A 17,608-nucleotide genomic window follows, 5' to 3' on the forward strand; every position below is an offset into this window, starting at 1 on the left:
TCCGGCGACGGCATGCGACACAGCGCCAACGGGAGCTTCCCGCACATGACTGACTTCTTTCCTCAATTCGCCCAGCAACTGGTCAACGGCCTGACGCTGGGCGCGATCTATGCGCTGATCGCCATCGGCTATTCGATGGTCTACGGCATCATCGGCATGATCAACTTCGCCCACGGCGAGATCTACATGATCGGCGCGTACGTGGGCCTCGTCACACTCACCGCGATCGGCGTGTCCGCCGGCTATCCGCTGCCGCTCGTGCTCGGCGCGGCGCTGATCGTGTCGGTGATCGTCACCGGCCTGTACGGCTTCGCGGTCGAGCGCGTCGCGTACCGGCCGCTGCGCGGCGGCCCGCGCCTCGTGCCGCTGATCTCCGCGATCGGCATGTCGATCTTCCTGCAGAACTACGTGCAGATCGGCCAGGGCGCGCGCGACGTGTCGGTGCCCGTGCTGATCTCCGGCGCATTCGACATCCATCTCGGCGGCGACTTCGACGTGACGGTTCCGTATGCGCGCCTGCTGATCGTCTGCGTGACGATCGTGCTGATGATCGCGCTCACGCTGTTCATCTCACATTCGCGGATGGGCCGCGCGTGCCGCGCGTGCGCCGAGGACATGAAGATGGCGAACCTGCTCGGCATCGACACGAACCGCGTGATCTCCTTCACGTTCGTGCTCGGCGCGATGCTGGCGGCCGTCGGCGGCGTGCTGATCGGGCTGACGATCGGCAAGCTGAATCCGTATATCGGCTTCGTCGCGGGCATCAAGGCGTTCACCGCCGCGGTGCTCGGCGGGATCGGCAGCATTCCGGGCGCGATGCTCGGCGGCGTGCTGCTCGGCCTTGCCGAAACCTTCGCCGCAGGCTACATGCCGGCCGAGTACAAGGACGTCGTCGCGTTCGGCCTGCTCGTGCTGATCCTGCTGTTCCGCCCGACCGGCCTGCTCGGCAAGTCGGACATCGAAAAGGTTTGACGGAGACGCAGATGAGTCAAGTCATTTCCGTACGCCGCCCGGTCGCCGATGCGTCGTTCGGCCAGGCGCTGAAGAATGCCGTGGCCGCCGCGATCCTGACGGCGATCCTCACGGTGCCCGTGCTGGGCCTGCAACTGAAGCTCGACGGCTATCAGGTCGTGCTCGAGCGCCACTGGCGCCCGGTGTGGATCGCGGTCGCGGCCGTGTTCCTGTTCCAGCTGTTCAAGCCGTGGCTGATGCGCGCGAAATCCGCGGTGCAGCTGCCGGCGATGCCCGCGATGGGCGCGCAGCAGCAGCGCACGATCATCTGGGTGCTGCTCGCGGTCGGGCTCGTGTGGCCGTTCTTCGGTTCGCGCGGCGCGGTGGACGTCGCGACGCTCGCGCTGATCTACGTGATCCTCGGCCTCGGGCTGAACATCGTCGTCGGCTTCGCGGGCCTGCTCGATCTCGGCTATGTCGGGTTCTACGCGGTCGGCGGCTATACGTATGCGATGCTGAACCAGTATTTCGGGCTCACGTTCTGGGAGTGCCTGCCGCTCGCGGCGATCGCGTCGGCGACGTTCGGCTTCCTGCTCGGCTTCCCGGTGCTGCGCCTGCGCGGCGACTATCTGGCGATCGTCACGCTCGGCTTCGGCGAAATCATCCGCCTGCTCGCCAACAACCTGACGAGCCTCACGGGCGGCCCGGACGGCATCTCGGGGATTCCGAAGCCGACCGTGTTCGGCTACGAGATGGCGCGCAGCGCAAGCGTCGACGGCGCGAAGACCTTCCACGAACTGATCGGCCTCGAATACAGCGGCGACCACGTCGTGATCTTCCTGTACCTGCTCGCGCTCGTGCTCGTGTGCTTCACGCTGTTCGTCACGAGCCGCCTGATCCGCATGCCGATGGGCCGTGCATGGGAAGCGCTGCGCGACGACGAGATCGCATGCCGTTCGCTGGGCCTGAACCCGACGCGTATCAAGCTGTCGGCGTTCACGCTCGGCGCGGCGTTCGCCGGCATCGGCGGCGCGTTCTTCGCGGCGCGGCAGGGCCTCGTGAATCCGGAGTCGTTCACCTTCATCGAATCGGCGCTGATTCTCGCGATCGTCGTGCTCGGCGGGATGGGCTCGCAGCTCGGCGTGATCCTCGCGGCGATCCTGCTGACCGTGCTGCCGGAAGTCGCGCGCGGTTTCGCCGAGTACCGGATGCTGATCTTCGGTCTGGTGATGGTGTTGATGATGATGTGGCGTCCGCAGGGCCTGTTGCCCGCGAGCCGTCCTCACGTGGAGCTGCCGCAATGAGCGCACAAGCAGAACTGTTGAAGGTCGCCGGGCTGCAGATGCGCTTCGGCGGGTTGCTCGCGGTGGACGGCATCGATTTCGACGTGCGCCGCGACGAGGTGTTCGCGATCATCGGGCCGAACGGCGCGGGCAAGACCACGGTGTTCAACTGCGTCGGCGGTTTCTACAAGCCGACCGGCGGCGACGTCGTGCTCGAAGGCCACCCGATCGCGGGGCTGCCGAGCCACAAGATCGCGCTGAAGGGGCTGGTGCGCACGTTCCAGAACATTCGCCTGTTCAAGTCGCTGACCGTCGTCGAGAACCTGCTCGTCGCACAGCACCGCAAGGTGAAGTCGGGGCTGCTGCACGGCCTGTTCGCGACGCCCGCGTATCGTCACGCCGAGAAGGAAGCGCTCGAGCGCGCGGCCGTCTGGCTCGACCGAATGGGGCTGAAGTCGGTCGCGAATCGACCTGCCGGCACGCTGTCGTACGGGCACCAGCGGCGCCTGGAAATCGCGCGCTGCATGATCACCGAGCCGCGTCTCCTGATGCTGGACGAGCCGGCGGCCGGTCTCAACCCGCAGGAGAAGATCGAGCTGCAGCACCTGATCGACCGGCTGCGCCGCGAGTTCGGCGTGTCGGTGCTGCTGATCGAACACGACATGAGCCTCGTGATGGGCGTGTCGGACCGCATCCTCGTGATGGAGCACGGCCGGCCGATCGTGATCGGCACGCCGGACGCGGTCCGCAACGATCCGCGCGTGATCAAGGCGTATCTGGGGGAAGAGTGATGCTGAAGCTGGAACAGGTCCATACGCACTACGGCGCGGTCGAGGCGCTCGCGGGCGTGTCGATCGAGGTGAACAAAGGCGAGATCGTCACGCTGATCGGCAGCAACGGCGCCGGCAAGACGACGCTGATGATGACGGTGTGCGGCACGCCGCGCGCATCGTCGGGCCGCGTGCTGTTCGAGGGCAACGACATCACCGCGATGTCGACGCACCAGATCATGCGCAAGGGGATGGCGATTTCGCCGGAAGGGCGGCGCGTGTTTCCGAGCCTGACGGTGGTCGAGAACCTGAAGATGGGCGGCTTTTTCGCGAGCCGTCACGAGATCGACGACGGGATCGAGCACGTGTTCAGGCTGTTTCCGCGCTTGAAGGAACGCGCGGCGCAGCGTGCGGGCACGATGTCGGGCGGCGAGCAGCAGATGCTGGCGATCGGCCGTGCGCTGATGAGCAAGCCGCGCCTGCTGCTGCTCGACGAGCCGACGCTCGGTCTTGCGCCGCTCGTGATCGCGCAGATCTTCGACATCATCCGGACGATTCGCGACGAGGGCGTCACGGTGTTCCTGGTCGAGCAGAACGCGAACAAGGCGCTGGGCGTGGCCGATCGCGGCTACGTGCTCGAAACGGGGCGCGTGGTGCTGGCCGATACGGGCGCGAATTTGCTCGCGAATGACCGGATCAAGCAGGCTTATCTGGGCGGTTGATCGGACACGTCATCGATCCGGCAGGCCGGGTCGATGACGGAGACGGCCGGGGCACGGACCGAATCGCTTGACCGGCATGCGGGAGCGGTGCCCGCTTTGTCGGTCTGGCGCATGTAGCCGGTTTGGCTTCGAATGTAGTCGAATCGGCTACATAGGGAGTGCCGTAATTCGAAGACGCCTCATATCGCAGCCTATACCTTGTAGCCAGTTAGGCTACAATCGTAGCCCATCATGCTACGATCTATTGCCTCCACCCTCTTTAGTGACTATCGGCGCCGCGTGTTGGGCCTGCTGCTGTTGCGGCCTGACGAGGCGCTGCACGTGCGCGAAATCGCCCGGTTGACGGATACGGCGCCGGGAACATTGCACAAGGAGTTGAGCAAACTGGCCGAAGCCGGCATCTTGAGCCGGGAGCGGCAAGGAAATCAGGTGCTCTATCGCGCCAATCGAAGCTGTCCGGTCTACGAGGAACTGGCTGCGATCATGCGAAAGACTTCGGGCATCGGCGATGTATTGACCGATGCATTGAGGCCATGCGCCGGACAAATTGACGTGGCGTTCGTGTTTGGGTCGGTCGCGCGCGGTGAGGAGACGGCGGATAGCGATATCGACGTGATGGTGATCGGCACCGTCGGTTTCGCAGCCGTGGTCCGGCTGCTTTACGACATGCAGGCGACGCTGCGGCGGGACATTAATCCCAAGGTGCTGTCACGCGACGAGTTTCGTCAAGGCGTCGAGGGGAAGGATGCTTTTTTGCGGGACGTGCTTGGAAAACCCAAGATATTTTTGATCGGTACCGAAGATGACCTTGCAGAACTTGCTCGGCATTAGCCTTGAAGCGATCGAACCGGACCGGGAGCAGGTGACGCGACTGTTGGCTGCCGCCGAGCGGAACCTCACCGACGCGCGACTCGCTGGACTGAGCAACGAAAACCGTTTTGATGCAGCGTACAAGGCCATCATGCAACTCGCGATGTTGGCATTGCACGCGAACGGTTTTCGTCCATTGACAAGCCGGCCCGGTCATCATCAAACGGCGATCCAGACGCTGTCGCAGACGATCGGTTTGCCGGTCGATCGCATGATCGTGCTCGATGCGCTGCGCAAGCAGCGCAATCTATCCGATTATTCGGGAGACGTCGTGCCTATGTCTGCGGTTGGCGAGTGCTTCGATAGTGCGGCGGCGCTGATGGCCGACGTGAAGGCGTGGCTGGTTGCAAACAAACCCGAGTGGCCGCACGCGCGATAGCCGTTGCGTTGCCGAATCCCGTCTGCTTCGAGGACTCGATGACGATTCGAGATGAATCGCGCAATACGCGTTGCGGAGGCAACCGATGAAAGTCAAACGAATCGTCGCCAATATCGACACGCAGTCGGTCGACGACGCAAAGCGCTTCTATCGCGACCTGTTCGGCCTCGACCTGCTGATGGATCACGGCTGGATCGCGACCTACGGCAATGCCGAACGGATGGACGTGCAGATCAGCTTCGCATCGCAGGGCGGATCGGGCACGCCGACGCCCGATCTGTCGATCGAGGTCGACGATGTCGATGAAGCGCTTGCACGGGTCCGGGCGGCCGGCATTGCCGTCGAATACGGCCCGGCCGACGAGCCGTGGGGCGTGCGGCGCTTTTACGTGCGCGATCCGTTCGGCAAGCTCGTCAACGTGCTCGCGCATCGCTGACCGCCGACTACGCGTCGGCCACGCCGGCTTCACGCATGCAATGCGAGCCCCTTCACCGCCTTGTCGACGGCCTTCTTCGGGCCGTGCAGCGCCAGGCCGACCAGATCGAGATTCTCCGCATCCTCCGCGCGAAACACTGCGCGGTTGGCCGCGTCGTGGCCGGTCGAAAACATCGCGCGCACGTAGGGCACGATCGTCAGTTCGCGCGACAGCGCCTGCCGGTGTGCGGCCTGCAGTCCGTTCAGATCGGCCGCGAACACCAGCATCGGCTGGCCGAGCATGCGGCCATACCGGCGCCCGGCCGCATCCTCGTAAGGCTCGCCGAGCGCTTCGGGCGCTTCTGCCGCGACGCCCGTCGCCAGAAATGCGACCACGTTGAGTTTCTGCCAGGCCGCGAGATCGTCGCGCACGATCAGTGCCACTTTGGTATCGAACATAACGACTCCTTGTTGAGCCGCTGATGATCGGACGGCGCGCGCGATCAGTCTGGAACGTTTGTGCAGATCCGACGATACGCGGCCGGCGTGATCCGGTACGCGCGGCGAAACCAGCGGCCCAGATGGCTCTGGTCGGCGAAGCCGACGTCCGCAGCCGCCTGCGCGGGCGTGCGGCCGGCCGCCAGCAGACGACGCGCGGCGCGCAGCCGCAGACGCACCAGATACGCATGCGGCGATGTGCCGAACGCGCGCTGGAACAGCCGCGTCAGCCGGAAGCGGTCGATGCCGGTCTGCGCGGCGAGTTCGTCGAGGCCGAGATTGCCGTCCATGTGGGCGTGCAGCAGGTCGCGCACGCGCAGAATCGCGGGCGGCACCACGCGTTCGCCCGTGGCAGACGGATTGCCCAGTTCGCCGCCGAGTCGCGTCAACAGGCGGTCGAGTGTCTGGTCGCGCGCGAGCTTGCCTTCGTTGCCGTGAAGCGCGAGAAATGCCTGACGAATCGCATCGACGAGGCTGCGATCGTCGACGAGCGTGTGACCGAACGTCGCCTCGACGCCGCTCAGGCCGGGCAGATTCAGCCGCTGTGCCGCGTGCTCGACCCATGCTTGCGGCAGGTACAGCATCGCGTAGGTAAAGCCGCCCGCTTCGGGCGCATGGCCGTCGTGCAGCGCGCCCGGCTCGATCAGGATCGCGCGTCCCGGCACGCTCGTATGCAGCGAGCGGTGGCACTGGAAACGCTGCACGCCTTGTTCGGTATAGCCGACCAGCATGTCGTCGTGATCGTGCGGATCGTATGCGTGCCCGCTGAAATGCGCGCGCAGGCTTTCGATGCCGGTTTCCGGATCGCGTTGCGCGACGAGCCAGTGGTCGGATTCGCCGGCGTTTTCCGTCGCAGTCGTCATCGCTGTTTCGTTCCCGTCGTTGCCTGTTCGCCAGTGTACGCAGGTCGCGCGCCGCCCGCATGCGCTGCGCTCATTCGCCGGGCGTCGCGCCTCGTTCGTCACGCGAGTATTGCGCCGGCGGCTTGCCGACGTGCCGCGTGAACGCGACGCTGAACGTGCTCGCCGAACTGTAGCCGACGTGCGCCGCGATTTCGGCGATGCGCGCTTCGTTGCGGCGGAGCAGGTTTTTCGCGAGCGCCATGCGCCACGTCAGCAGATATTCCATCGGCGCGACGCCGACCGCGCGGCTGAAGCGTTCGAAGAAGGTCGAACGGGACAGCGCCGCTTCCTTCGCAAGCTCGACGACCGTCCACGGATGCGCGGGGCGTGCGTGCATCTCGCGGATCGCGGCGGCGAGACGGCTGTCGGCAAGCCCGCGCACGAGACCGGGCGACGCATCCGTGCTCGCCGACAAGCGTAGCGCCTCGATCAGCAGCACTTCCACCAGGCGCGACAGCACCAGTTCCCGCGCGGGCCGCTGGGTGCGCGCTTCGTCCCGCACCAGCTGCACGAGCGTGGTCAGGCGCGGCTCGCCGCGTACGTGCACGTATTGCGGCAGCAGCGACACCAGCAGTGCCGAATCGGGCGAACTGAAGCTGCAGTTGCCGGCCATCATCCGCATGTCGACCGCGTTGCCCGCGTCGCCGATTCGGTATTCGCCGTTGTCGAGCGCGACCGGCGCGGCGGTTTCGACCCCCGGCGGCGGAGCGTCGAGACTGGACATCGCGACGCCGTAGGCGGCCGGAATCAGCACGAAATCGCCGGCCAGCAGTTCGAGCGGCGGATGCCCGTCGATCGCAACCCGGCACCCACCGTCGAGCACCGCGCAATAGAACGGCTCGCCGGCCACCGTCCGGCTGATGGACCACGGGCTCGCGCCGTGAACGAGCTTCGCGTACCGCGTGCTGGGCTGCAGCAGCGTGACGACTTCGGCCAGCGGATCGATCATCGCCGGACTCTCGCAAAAGAAAATCGGATTTCTGATTGTAGAGAATACGGATCCGGCCATCTATCGTACGGACACATGCCCAACCCGTCACAGGAGTGAAATCGCATGAAGACCGTATTGATTACCGGCTGTTCCTCCGGATTCGGCCTCGAGATCGCCCGTTATTTCGTCGCCCGCGACTGGCAGGTCGTCGCGACGATGCGCACGCCGCGCAACGACGTGCTGCCGGTCTCGCCGAACCTGCGCGTGCTGCCGCTCGACGTGACGAAACCGGACAGCATTCGCGCGGCGATCGAGGCCGCCGGCCCGCTCGACGTGCTCGTCAACAATGCCGGGATCGGCGCGGCCGCGCCCGCCGAGCTGATGCCGCTCGACACGGTGCGCGCGCTGTTCGACACCAACACGATCGGCACGATCGCGGTCACGGAAGCGGTGCTGCCGCAGTTTCGCCGGCGCGCGGCCGGCGTCGTCGTGAACGTCACGTCGAGCGTCACGCTGAAGGCATTGCCGCTGCTCAGCGCGTATCGCGCGAGCAAGGCGGCGGTCAATGCATATACCGAATCGATGGCGCTCGAACTCGAACCGTTCGGCGTGCGCGCGCATCTCGTGCTGCCGGGCCGCGCGCCCGACACGCGTTTCGCCGACAACGCGCGGGCGCACATGCACGGCTTCGAGCACGAGGCTTATGCGGAGTTTGCGGGGAAGGTCCTGGCGGGCCTGCTTGACGAATCCGGGCCGATCACGCACGCGCAGGACGTCGCCGAGGCCGTGTGGCGCGCGGCGACCGATCCGTCGTGCCCGATGCGCATTCCGGCCGGCGCCGATGCCGTCGCGTGGGCGGCCGAAGCGCACTGACCGGTTAGTGATCCGAATCTGTCGCGCCGGTCATGCAGGCCGGTGCGACGGGGCGCTTGCATGGCCGCACGTCGCGAGGTTACAGCGCGCGTTCGATCGCCTGTCCGAGCAGCGACAGCCCGAGATCGATTTCCGCTTCGCTGACGGTCAGCGGCGGCGCGATGCGGAACACGCCGCCCATGCCGGGCAGCTGCACGATGTTCATGCTGAGGCCGAGCTTCATGCATTCGCGCGTGATCTTTGCGCCGAGCCCGTCCGCCGGCTCCCTGGTGCGGCGATCCTTGACGATCTCGACGCCGAGCAGCAATCCGCGTCCGCGCACGTCGCCGATGCAGTCGAAGCGCTCCATCAGGTCGAGCAGCCCGCGCCTGAGCCGGTCGCCCATCGCGTGAGCGCGGGCGACGAGCCCGTCGCGCTGCACGACGTCGAGCACGCGCAGGCCGACCGCCGCAGGCAGCGGATCGGACACGTGCGTCGTATAGAACAGGTAGCCGAGTTCGTGCGCGCGTTCCTCGATCTCCGCGGACGTCACGACGGCCGCGAGCGGCAGCCCGGCGCCGAGCGTCTTCGACAGCGTCAGGATGTCGGGCGTCACGCCGTCGTGCTGGCACGCGAACATCGCGCCGGTGCGTCCGATGCCGGTCTGCGCCTCGTCGAGGATCAGCAGCATCCCGCGTTCCTCGCACTTGCGCTTGAGCGCGGCCATGTAGCCGGGCGGCAGTTCGATGATGCCGCCCGAACTGAGGATCGGCTCCGCGATGAACGCGGCGAGGCTGCCGCTCGACTGGCGATCGATCAGGTCGAACGCATAGTCGAGTTCGGCGAGATAGTCGTACGTGCCGTTGCGCTCGAAGCGCGGCCGGTACGTGAACGGTGCGGGAATCGCGAACGAGCCGACCGACGCGGGGCCGACACCCTTGCGCCCGGCGCTGTACGTGGCCGATGCGGCCGCGCCCGTCATCCCGTGCCACGACTGCGCGAAGCCGACGATCTCGTACTTGCCGGTGACGAGCTTCGCCATCCGGATTGCCGCTTCGTTCGACTCCGCGCCGGTGCTGAGCAGCAGCGCGCGGTCGAGGCCGTCCGGCGTGAGGCTGGCGAGGCGAGTCGCGAGGTCGACCACCGGCCGCGACAGCATGCCGCTGAACAGGTGATCGAGCCGGCCCGCGTATTCGCCGATCACCGACGCGATCTCCGGATGGCAGTGCCCGAGCACCGCGCTCATCTGCCCGGACGTGAAATCGAGGATCGCGCGGCCGTCGGCGTCGTAGACGAAACTGCCCTGCGCGCGTTCGACGATCATCGGCTCGAAGGTGCCGCCGTAGCGGATCAGATGCTGTCTGGCGTTGCGCCAGAAGGTTGCGTCGTCGTTCAGGGACATCGTGCAGCTCCCGGCAGGTGGACAGGCATGGCTTGCAGTCTAGGCGCGCGTCTGGTTTGATGGAAACGAATAGTTCTTATGCAAGGTAGAAAAGGAGCTGATATCTTGGGACTTTCGCTCGACATCGACCTGCTGCGCTCGTTCGTCGTCATCGCCGACGCCCGCGCGCTCAGCCGCGCGGCCTCGCGCATCGGCCGCACGCAGTCCGCGCTGAGCCAGCAGATGCGGCGGCTCGAAGCCATCGTCGACCAGCCGCTGTTCCAGCGCACCGGGCGCGGCGTCGTGTTGACGAACCCCGGCGAGCGGCTGCTGGTGCACGCGCAGCGCATTCTGCGGCTGCACGACGAGGCGATGGCCGATCTGTGCGGCAAGGGCTTGTCGGGCAGCATCCGGTTCGGGTGTCCGGACGATTACGCGGCCGTGTTCCTGCCTTCGCTGCTGCGGCGGTTTTCGAGCCAGCATCCGCAGGCGCTCGTCGAAGTCGTGTGCGGTCCGACGCCGCGGCTGCTCGAACGACTGGAGAAGCGGGCGATCGATCTCGCGATGATTTCGCTGCCGGACGATGCGGCCAGCGACGATGTCATTCGCCGCGAGCAATTGGTGTGGGTCGGTTATCCGGGGCTCGTGTCCACGCATTTCGATCCGCTGCCGCTCGCGCTGTCCGATCCCGATACGCTCGATCATGTCGCGGCATGCGAAGCGTTGCAGCGCGCGAACCGGGACTACCGGATCGCGTATGCGAGCAGCAGTCTCGCCGGCCTGACCGCGCTGGTGCGGTCGGGGCAAGCGTTCGCCGTGCTCACGCAGACGGCCGTGCCGCCCGATCTCGCGATCCTCGACGGCGATCCGGGGCTGCCGCCGCTGCCGGCGGTCGGGATCACGCTGAAGTTCGATCGCAAGCGGCCGTCGCATCTGACCGCGGCGTTCGCCGAGCATATCCGGCAGGCGTTGCCGTTGCTGTGAATGGAGTGCGCGGCGTCCGGCTAATCCCCTGACGTTTCAAGCGCGCTCACCATCTCCTGCGCTGCGCGCTGCAACTCCGGCAGGAAGCGGCGCACCGCGTCCGCCGGCGTGATCGCCTGTTCGAGGTAGATCACGTTCAGCGCCGCGATCACGCGCCCGTGCGCGCCGATCGCCACGGCGAGCGAACCGATCTTGCGCTGGTCGGCCCAGTCGCCGTGATTCGAGCCGAAGCCGTCGGCACGCGTTTGCCGCACCAGGTTGCGGATGAACGCGCTGTCCGACGCGAGCCGCTGTTGTTGTTCGCCGCCGGCGCCGGCGCGCAGCAGGTCGAGAATATCCTCGCGCTCCGCGTCCTGGCACGACGCGAAGTAGATGCGCCCCGATGCGGTCAACAGCATCGGCAACCGGCGCCCGACCATCGAACGATGAAACGACAACGGGCTGAAGCGATGCGTCGTCTCGCGGATGATCATCGAATCGCCGTCCGGCGTCGTCAGGTCCGACGGCCACACGATGCGCTGCAGCAGCCCGGCCATGATCGGCGGCGCGACGGTGGCGATGTGCTCGTCGTCGGTGAACCCTTCGCTGAGCGTGCGCACGCGCAGCGTCAGGCGAAACGTGTCGTCGGAATCGCTGCGCCGCACGAACCCGCTGTCGATCAGCGTCTCCAGCAGCCGACGCACGGTCGTGCGGTGAAGCCCCGTTGCGTCGCTCAACTGCTGGCTCGTCGCGCGACCGTTTTCCAGCGCGTTGAGCGCCTGCAGCACCAGCAGGCCGCGCGACAACCCTCGAACATTTGCGTACTTGCTCATCTAAAAATGTCTTTCAAATCAACGGCGTGCATCCCGTGCACATTTGGCTGAAATTGTTGAGCGCGGATTTGCCGCTCCCTAGACTTGCCTCCATCCCGCCGCCGACACGACGCGACACGGAACCCGCGAAACGTCCGGCCGGAATCCATCGGCATACGCAGCGACCGCCGAGTCGCGCGAGGAAGGAGACACATGAACCCCGCATCCAGTCCAGCCGCGCAGCGCGAGCCGCGCGGTGCGCTTTCCACCGACGTCGCGATCATCGGCGCTGGCCCGGTCGGCCTGATGATCGCCAACATTCTGGGCCTTCAGGGCGTGCGTGTCACGCTGATCGAGAAGCTCGAACGGATCATCGACTATCCTCGCGCGATTGGTCTGGATGACGAAGCATTGCGCGTGTTCCAGTCGATCGGCCTGGCCGACGCACTCGTGCCGCATACGACGCCCGATCACTGGATGCGCTTCGTGACGAAGGACGGCCGCTGCTTTGCATCGATCGAGCCGCGCACCGACGAATTCGGCTGGCCGCGCCGCAATGCGTTCATCCAGCCGCTCGCGGATCGCGTGCTCCACGAAGGCCTCGCGCGTTTTCCGCAGGTTCAGGTGCTGTTCGGGCACAGCGTCGCATCGTTCGCGCAGGACGCCGACGGCGTCAGCATCGACGTGGACGATGCGGCTGGCGAACGCCGAACCGTGCGCGCCGCATACATGGTCGGCGCGGACGGCGGCAACAGCTTCGTGCGCCGCGTGCTGAACGTGCCGTTCGAAGGACGCACGAAGCCGAACCAGTGGATCGTCGTGGACGTGCGCAACGATCCGATCGGTTCGCCGCATATCTATCTGCATTGCGACCACGAACGGCCGTACGTGTCGGCGGCGCTGCCGCACGGGATTCGCCGCTTCGAGTTCATGGTGATGCCCGGCGAGACCGAGGAGGAACTGTCGAAACCCGAAAACATGGCCGCGCTGATTCGCAAGGTGGTCGCGGATCCGGACGCGGTCGACTACATCCGCAAGCGCGTCTATACGCACAACGCGCGCCTCGCGTCGACGTTCCATGTCGGCCGCGTACTGCTCGCGGGCGACGCCGCGCACATCATGCCGGTGTGGCAGGGGCAGGGCTACAACAGCGGGATCCGCGACGCGAACAATCTCGGCTGGAAGCTCGCGATGGTCGCGAAGGGGCTGGCCGATAGCCGCCTGCTCGACACCTATACCGTCGAGCGCCGCGCGCATGCGCGCTCGATGATCCATCTTTCCGAGGTGGCGGGCGACATCTTCGCGCCGACCACGCGTTTCGGCGCGCGCTTTCGCGACACGTTCGTGCGTGCGCTGAACCTGTTTCCGGCGGTCAAGCGCTATTTCGTCGAGATGCGCTTCAAGCCGATGCCGCGTTACGAAGCGGGCGCGGTGTTGCTGCCGGCGTACGCGCCGCGGCACGGCTGGCTTGCGCGCGTGCTCGAACGATCGGGCAATTCCGCGCCGGGCCGGCTGCTCGGCCTGATGAGCGAAAAGCGCGACTCGCTGCTCGGCCGGCTCGCATACGGCCGCGATCCGTTCGCGGCGTCGCCGGTCGGGCGCATGTTCATCCAGCCGCGCGTGCGGCTGGCCGATGGCCGCACCGTGCTGCTCGACGACGCGATCGGCAACGGCTTCGTCGTACTCGGCTGGGGTGCCGACCCGACCTTCGGCATGACGCCGCAGGCGCGCGCGCTGTGGGCACGGATCGGCGGCCGCTTCGCGATCGCGAAGCCGGACGCGCAGCTTGCCTACACCGACGACGTCCCCGCCGACGTGCTCGCGATCGGCGATGCCACGGGCCGGCTGAAGGACTGGTTCAGCCGCCTGCCGGAGTCGGTCGTGCTGCTGCGTCCCGATCGTTTCGTCGCGGGCGTGTGCACGCCGCAGCAGGTGTCCGCGGCCATCGTCGAGCTCGCGGTCAAGCTCGGCGTCACCGATGACGCGCAGCACGAGCACGGCGACGTTTCGTCTTCGTCACAACGCCCGGCGTGCGATCGCCTCGTCGTCGCGCAAACGGCAGGAGCATGAGTATGCCGATTCATCTCGAATGTCTTTCCCATACGCCGCTGCACGGCTACTTCGATCCGGTGCCCGGCGTGGTCGCCGAAGTCGAGCGGATCGGACGGGCCGCGCGCGAACGCGTCGAGCGTTTCCGGCCCGACCTGATCGTCGCGTTCGCGCCCGATCACTTCAACGGTTTCTTCTACGACATGATGCCGCCGTTCTGCATCGGCGCGCGTGCCGACGCGATCGGCGACTTCGCGAGCCTGGCCGGCGCGCTGCCGGTGCCGGCCGAACTCGCGCACGCGCTGGCGGAAAGCGTGCTGGCTGCCGACGTCGATGTCGCGCTGTCGTACCGGATGCAGGTCGACCACGGCTGCGCACAGGCGCTCGAAGTGCTGACCGGCGGCCTCGATCGTTATCCGGTGATTCCGGTGTTCATCAACTCGGTTGCGCCGCCGATGGCGACGCTGCGCCGCGCGCGCCTGCTCGGCGACGCGATCGGCCGGCATTTCGCGCGCACCGGCCAGCGCGTGCTGGTGGTCGGCTCGGGCGGCATCTCGCACGAGCCGCCGGTGCCGGAACTGATCGGCGCGACGCCCGAAGTGGCGGAGCGGCTGATCGCCGGGCGCAATCCGTCGGCCGAATCGCGCGCGGCGCGCCAGGCGCGCACGGTCGCCGCCGCCCGTTCGTTTGCCGCCGGCGACAGCCCGCTGCACCCGCTGAATCCCGAATGGGATCGCGCGTTTCTCGCGCAGCTCGAGTCCGGCGAGCTGGCCGCGCTGGACGGCGTGACCAACGACGCGATCACGCGCGACGGCGGCAAGTCCGCGCACGAGATCCGCACGTGGGTGGCCGCGTTCGGCGCGCTCGCCGCGTATGGCCCGTATCGCGCGTCGCTCGACTACTACCGTGCGATCCCCGAGTGGATCGCCGGCTTCGCCACCATGCATGCCACGCCGTCGACTGCCGTCGCGGCGGCGGCGTGACCGAACTTCAGGAGACCTGGATGTCCGATTCGAACCTTGTGACGGCACTGGCGGCGCGACTGCGCGAAGCCGAGGCGTCGCGCAGCACGATCGCGCCCGTGCGCGGCGAGCCCGCTGCGGGCGGCATCGCGCTCGACGACGTAAACACCGCCTACGCAGTACAGCAGGCCAACGTCGACGCGCGCGTCGCCGCCGGCGAGCGCGTCGTCGGCCGCAAGATCGGCCTCACGTCGCGCGCGGTGCAGCAGCAGCTGGGCGTCGACCAGCCCGACTTCGGCGCGCTGTTCGCGTCGATGGCGTACGGCGACAGCGAGCCGATCCCGCTGTCGACGCTGATCCAGCCGAAGGTCGAGGCCGAGATCGCGCTGGTGCTCGAGCGCGATCTCATGCACGACAGGCACACCTTCGCCGACATCCTGCGTGCGAGCGCCTATGCGCTCGCCGCGATCGAGGTCGTCGACAGCCGCATCGAGAACTGGAACATCCGCTTCGTCGACACGGTCGCCGACAACGCGTCGAGCGCGCGCTTCGTGCTCGGCAGCCGGCCGGTGCCGCTGTCGCAACTCGACCTGACGGCCTGCGCGATGACGCTCTCGCGCGACGGCGAGGTGCTGTCCGAAGGCAGCGGCGCCGCATGCCTCGGCAATCCGCTGAACGCGGCCGTGTGGCTGGCCGACCGGATGGCGCAGCTCGGCACGCCGCTGCGCGCGGGCGACGTGGTGCTGACGGGCGCGCTCGGCCCGATGGTCGCGGTGCGCGAAGCCGGCACCCATGTCGCGCAGATCGACGGGCTCGGCAGCGTCCGGGCAACTTTTACGGCTTAACCGAGGCATTCGCATGGCTTCCGAAAAACTCAAGGTGGCGATCATCGGCTCCGGCAACATCGGCACGGACCTGATGATCAAGATCCTCCGTCATGGCAGGCATCTGGAAATGGCGGCGATGGTCGGCATCGACGCGAACTCGGACGGTCTCGCGCGCGCCGCGCGGCTCGGCATCGCGACCACGCACGAAGGCGTCGAAGGGCTCACGCGCCTGCCGGTGTTCGACCGGATCGACTTCGTGTTCGACGCAACCTCCGCCGGCGCGCACGTGCGCAACGACGCGCTGCTGCGCGCGCTCCGGCCGTCGATCCGGATGATCGACCTGACGCCGGCCGCGATCGGCCCGTACTGCGTGCCGGTCGTCAATCTCGACGCGCACATCGACGCGCCGAACGTAAACATGGTCACCTGCGGCGGCCAGGCGACGATTCCAATCGTCGCAGCCGTGTCGCGCGTCGCGCCCGTGCACTACGCGGAAATCGTCGCGTCGATCAGCAGCAGGTCGGCCGGCCCCGGCACGCGCGCGAACATCGACGAATTCACCGAGACGACGTCGAAGGCGATCGAGGCGGTCGGCGGCGCGGCGAAGGGCAAGGCGATCATCGTGCTGAACCCGGCCGAGCCGCCGCTGATGATGCGCGACACCGTCTATACGCTGTCCGCGCTCGCGTCCCGCGACGCGATCGAGGCGTCGATCGAGGACACCGTCGCGAAGGTGCACGCGTACGTGCCCGGCTATCGGCTGAAGCAGAAGGTGCAGTTCGACGAGATTCCGGCGCATGCGCCGCTCCATATCCCGGGCCTGGGCCGCTTCAGCGGGCTGAAGACGTCGGTGTTCGTCGAAGTCGAAGGCGCCGCGCACTACCTGCCTGCGTACGCGGGCAATCTCGACATCATGACTTCCGCCGCGCTCGCGACCGCCGAACGCATGGCGCAGGCGCGCGTGAGCGCGTAAGGAGCATCCGGCGATGAGCAAGAAAATCTATATCTCCGACGTCACGCTGCGCGACGGCAGCCATGCGATCCGGCATCAGTACTCGATCGCGAACGTGCAGGACATCGCACGCGCGCTCGATCGTGCGAAGGTGGACAGCATCGAGGTCGCGCACGGCGACGGCCTGCAAGGCTCGAGCTTCAACTACGGCTTCGGCGCGCACAGCGATCTCGAATGGATCGAGGCGGTGGCCGAGGTGGTCACGCACGCGAAGATCGCGACGCTGCTGCTGCCGGGCATCGGCACGATCCACGACCTGAAGGCCGCCTACGACGCCGGCGCGCGCATCGTGCGCGTCGCGACGCACTGCACCGAGGCGGACATCTCGAAGCAGCACATCGAATATGCGCGCGCGCTCGGGATGGACACGGTCGGCTTCCTGATGATGAGCCACATGACCACGCCGGAGAACCTGGCCGTCGAGGCGAAGAAGATGGAAAGCTATGGCGCGAACTGCATCTACGTCGTCGATTCGGGCGGCGCGCTGACGATGCGCGACGTGCGCGACCGGTTCCGCGCGGTGAAGGCCGTGCTGAAGCCCGAGACGCAGACGGGCATGCACGCGCATCACAACCTGTCGCTCGGCGTCGCGAACTCGATCGTCGCGGTCGAGGAGGGCTGCGACCGGATCGATGCGTCGCTCGCGGGCATGGGCGCGGGCGCGGGCAACGCGCCGCTCGAGGTGTTCGTGGCGGCGGCCGAGCGGATGGGCTGGAACCATGGCACCGATCTCTACACGCTGATGGACGCGGCCGACGACATCGTGCGGCCGCTGCAGGACCGTCCGGTGCGCGTCGATCGCGAGACGCTCGCGCTCGGTTACGCGGGCGTGTATTCGAGCTTCCTGCGTCATGCGGAGGTGGCCGCGAAGAAGTACGGGCTGAAGACGGTCGACATCCTCGTCGAGCTGGGCAGGCGCCGGATGGTCGGCGGGCAGGAGGACATGATCGTCGACGTTGCGCTCGATCTGAAGAAGCGCGGCCACGCCGCATAAGAACGGACCGCAGGGCCGCGCACGACGCGGTCCGAT

19 protein-coding genes are annotated in these 17,608 nt (G+C 67.0%); 14 read left to right on the forward strand and 5 right to left on the reverse strand.

Annotated features, from left to right (window positions below; genetic code table 11):
• Positions 1 to 45 precede the first annotated feature (45 nt).
• From livH to WS57_RS02965, 7 genes are all read left to right on the forward strand, one after another.
• A complete protein-coding gene (gene livH, locus WS57_RS02935; protein WP_009687599.1) occupies positions 46 to 972 on the forward strand; it encodes a high-affinity branched-chain amino acid ABC transporter permease LivH in 927 nt (308 codons plus the stop codon).
• A gap of 11 nt (positions 973 to 983) precedes the next feature.
• Entirely contained in the window at positions 984 to 2,255 is a 1,272-nt protein-coding gene (locus WS57_RS02940; RefSeq protein WP_040131156.1) for a high-affinity branched-chain amino acid ABC transporter permease LivM, read from the forward strand.
• Positions 2,252 to 3,025: a high-affinity branched-chain amino acid ABC transporter ATP-binding protein LivG gene (gene livG / locus WS57_RS02945; protein ID WP_059513180.1), complete on the forward strand. Its 774-nt coding sequence runs from the start codon at positions 2,252 to 2,254 to the stop codon at positions 3,023 to 3,025. Before WS57_RS02940 ends, livG begins: the two co-directional genes overlap by 4 nt.
• Positions 3,025 to 3,726: an ABC transporter ATP-binding protein gene (locus WS57_RS02950; protein WP_040131158.1), complete on the forward strand. Its 702-nt coding sequence runs from the start codon at positions 3,025 to 3,027 to the stop codon at positions 3,724 to 3,726. The genes livG and WS57_RS02950 overlap by 1 nt, the downstream gene beginning before the upstream one ends.
• A 279-nt stretch (positions 3,727 to 4,005) precedes the next feature.
• Positions 4,006 to 4,557, forward strand: coding sequence for a nucleotidyltransferase domain-containing protein (locus WS57_RS02955; RefSeq protein WP_230973879.1), 552 nt, complete (start codon positions 4,006 to 4,008; stop codon positions 4,555 to 4,557).
• A complete protein-coding gene (locus WS57_RS02960) occupies positions 4,529 to 4,975 on the forward strand; it encodes a hypothetical protein (protein WP_059479744.1) in 447 nt (148 codons plus the stop codon). Before WS57_RS02955 ends, WS57_RS02960 begins: the two co-directional genes overlap by 29 nt.
• 85 nt (positions 4,976 to 5,060) lie before the next feature.
• Complete coding sequence (locus WS57_RS02965; protein ID WP_009687608.1) at positions 5,061 to 5,411, forward strand: VOC family protein; 351 nt, start codon at positions 5,061 to 5,063, stop codon at positions 5,409 to 5,411.
• 29 nt (positions 5,412 to 5,440) lie between these two features.
• On the opposite strand, the gene WS57_RS02970 is transcribed toward WS57_RS02965, so the two are convergent.
• The 3 genes from WS57_RS02970 to WS57_RS02980 all read right to left on the reverse strand — a co-directional run bounded on the left by WS57_RS02970 (position 5,441) and on the right by WS57_RS02980 (position 7,798).
• Positions 5,441 to 5,848: a DUF2000 domain-containing protein gene (locus WS57_RS02970; RefSeq protein ID WP_059513182.1), complete on the reverse strand. Its 408-nt coding sequence runs from the start codon at positions 5,846 to 5,848 to the stop codon at positions 5,441 to 5,443.
• A gap of 44 nt (positions 5,849 to 5,892) precedes the next feature.
• Complete coding sequence (locus WS57_RS02975; protein WP_069243725.1) at positions 5,893 to 6,750, reverse strand: AraC family transcriptional regulator; 858 nt, start codon at positions 6,748 to 6,750, stop codon at positions 5,893 to 5,895.
• 70 nt (positions 6,751 to 6,820) lie between these two features.
• Positions 6,821 to 7,798 carry an AraC family transcriptional regulator gene (locus tag WS57_RS02980; protein WP_069243726.1) on the reverse strand — a complete coding sequence of 326 codons (978 nt, stop codon included), beginning with the start codon at positions 7,796 to 7,798 and terminating at the stop codon, positions 6,821 to 6,823.
• A 45-nt stretch (positions 7,799 to 7,843) separates the two neighbouring features.
• Here WS57_RS02980 and WS57_RS02985 point away from each other — a divergent pair, with 45 nt between their 5' ends.
• Entirely contained in the window at positions 7,844 to 8,593 is a 750-nt protein-coding gene (locus WS57_RS02985; RefSeq protein ID WP_069243727.1) for an SDR family oxidoreductase, read from the forward strand.
• A 79-nt stretch (positions 8,594 to 8,672) separates the two neighbouring features.
• Here WS57_RS02985 and WS57_RS02990 read toward each other — a convergent pair whose 3' ends face one another.
• Positions 8,673 to 9,974, reverse strand: a complete 1,302-nt coding sequence (locus tag WS57_RS02990) for an aspartate aminotransferase family protein (RefSeq protein WP_009687614.1) — start codon at positions 9,972 to 9,974, stop codon at positions 8,673 to 8,675.
• Positions 9,975 to 10,052: 78 nt separating this feature from the next.
• Here WS57_RS02990 and WS57_RS02995 point away from each other — a divergent pair, with 78 nt between their 5' ends.
• Positions 10,053 to 10,937, forward strand: a complete 885-nt coding sequence (locus tag WS57_RS02995; RefSeq protein ID WP_059513188.1) for a LysR family transcriptional regulator — start codon at positions 10,053 to 10,055, stop codon at positions 10,935 to 10,937.
• 20 nt (positions 10,938 to 10,957) lie between these two features.
• On the opposite strand, the gene WS57_RS03000 is transcribed toward WS57_RS02995, so the two are convergent.
• Positions 10,958 to 11,749 (reverse strand): DNA-binding transcriptional regulator, encoded by a 792-nt coding sequence (locus WS57_RS03000; RefSeq protein WP_059513190.1) that lies wholly within the window; start codon positions 11,747 to 11,749, stop codon positions 10,958 to 10,960.
• A 192-nt stretch (positions 11,750 to 11,941) separates the two neighbouring features.
• On the opposite strand from WS57_RS03000, the gene WS57_RS03005 reads away from it, so the two are divergent.
• From WS57_RS03005 to dmpG, 5 genes are read left to right on the forward strand one after another with little or no spacing between them, the layout of a single operon-like run.
• Positions 11,942 to 13,798 (forward strand): bifunctional 3-(3-hydroxy-phenyl)propionate/3-hydroxycinnamic acid hydroxylase, encoded by a 1,857-nt coding sequence (locus tag WS57_RS03005; RefSeq protein WP_009687617.1) that lies wholly within the window; start codon positions 11,942 to 11,944, stop codon positions 13,796 to 13,798.
• Positions 13,799 to 13,800: 2 nt separating this feature from the next.
• The gene (locus tag WS57_RS03010; protein ID WP_059513192.1) at positions 13,801 to 14,760 is read left to right on the forward strand and encodes a 3-carboxyethylcatechol 2,3-dioxygenase; all 960 of its coding nucleotides are present in this window, start codon (positions 13,801 to 13,803) and stop codon (positions 14,758 to 14,760) included.
• A gap of 20 nt (positions 14,761 to 14,780) precedes the next feature.
• A complete protein-coding gene (gene mhpD, locus WS57_RS03015) occupies positions 14,781 to 15,584 on the forward strand; it encodes a 2-keto-4-pentenoate hydratase (protein WP_069244329.1) in 804 nt (267 codons plus the stop codon).
• 13 nt (positions 15,585 to 15,597) lie between these two features.
• Complete coding sequence (locus WS57_RS03020; protein ID WP_069243728.1) at positions 15,598 to 16,539, forward strand: acetaldehyde dehydrogenase (acetylating); 942 nt, start codon at positions 15,598 to 15,600, stop codon at positions 16,537 to 16,539.
• A 13-nt stretch (positions 16,540 to 16,552) separates the two neighbouring features.
• Positions 16,553 to 17,572: a 4-hydroxy-2-oxovalerate aldolase gene (dmpG, locus tag WS57_RS03025; RefSeq protein ID WP_069243729.1), complete on the forward strand. Its 1,020-nt coding sequence runs from the start codon at positions 16,553 to 16,555 to the stop codon at positions 17,570 to 17,572.
• The last annotated feature ends 36 nt before the right edge of the window (positions 17,573 to 17,608 follow it).

It is taken from the genome of Burkholderia pseudomultivorans, assembly GCF_001718415.1.
Taxonomy (GTDB): Bacteria; Pseudomonadota; Gammaproteobacteria; order Burkholderiales; family Burkholderiaceae; genus Burkholderia; species Burkholderia pseudomultivorans_A.

Coding starts and splice junctions, on each gene's coding strand:
- WS57_RS03010 (WP_059513192.1), top strand. CDS start 13,801: ATGCCGATTCATCTCGAATGTCTTTCCCATACGCCGCTGCACGGCTAC.
- dmpG (WP_069243729.1), top strand. CDS start 16,553: ATGAGCAAGAAAATCTATATCTCCGACGTCACGCTGCGCGACGGCAGC.
- WS57_RS02985 (WP_069243727.1), top strand. CDS start 7,844: ATGAAGACCGTATTGATTACCGGCTGTTCCTCCGGATTCGGCCTCGAG.
- WS57_RS02980 (WP_069243726.1), bottom strand. CDS start 7,798: ATGGCCGGATCCGTATTCTCTACAATCAGAAATCCGATTTTCTTTTGC.
- WS57_RS02960 (WP_059479744.1), top strand. CDS start 4,529: ATGACCTTGCAGAACTTGCTCGGCATTAGCCTTGAAGCGATCGAACCG.
- WS57_RS03005 (WP_009687617.1), top strand. CDS start 11,942: ATGAACCCCGCATCCAGTCCAGCCGCGCAGCGCGAGCCGCGCGGTGCG.
- WS57_RS03000 (WP_059513190.1), bottom strand. CDS start 11,749: ATGAGCAAGTACGCAAATGTTCGAGGGTTGTCGCGCGGCCTGCTGGTG.
- WS57_RS02965 (WP_009687608.1), top strand. CDS start 5,061: ATGAAAGTCAAACGAATCGTCGCCAATATCGACACGCAGTCGGTCGAC.
- WS57_RS03020 (WP_069243728.1), top strand. CDS start 15,598: ATGGCTTCCGAAAAACTCAAGGTGGCGATCATCGGCTCCGGCAACATC.
- livH (WP_009687599.1), top strand. CDS start 46: ATGACTGACTTCTTTCCTCAATTCGCCCAGCAACTGGTCAACGGCCTG.
- WS57_RS02950 (WP_040131158.1), top strand. CDS start 3,025: ATGCTGAAGCTGGAACAGGTCCATACGCACTACGGCGCGGTCGAGGCG.
- mhpD (WP_069244329.1), top strand. CDS start 14,781: ATGTCCGATTCGAACCTTGTGACGGCACTGGCGGCGCGACTGCGCGAA.
- WS57_RS02940 (WP_040131156.1), top strand. CDS start 984: ATGAGTCAAGTCATTTCCGTACGCCGCCCGGTCGCCGATGCGTCGTTC.
- WS57_RS02995 (WP_059513188.1), top strand. CDS start 10,053: ATGCAAGGTAGAAAAGGAGCTGATATCTTGGGACTTTCGCTCGACATC.
- WS57_RS02975 (WP_069243725.1), bottom strand. CDS start 6,750: ATGACGACTGCGACGGAAAACGCCGGCGAATCCGACCACTGGCTCGTC.
- livG (WP_059513180.1), top strand. CDS start 2,252: ATGAGCGCACAAGCAGAACTGTTGAAGGTCGCCGGGCTGCAGATGCGC.
- WS57_RS02990 (WP_009687614.1), bottom strand. CDS start 9,974: ATGTCCCTGAACGACGACGCAACCTTCTGGCGCAACGCCAGACAGCAT.
- WS57_RS02970 (WP_059513182.1), bottom strand. CDS start 5,848: ATGTTCGATACCAAAGTGGCACTGATCGTGCGCGACGATCTCGCGGCC.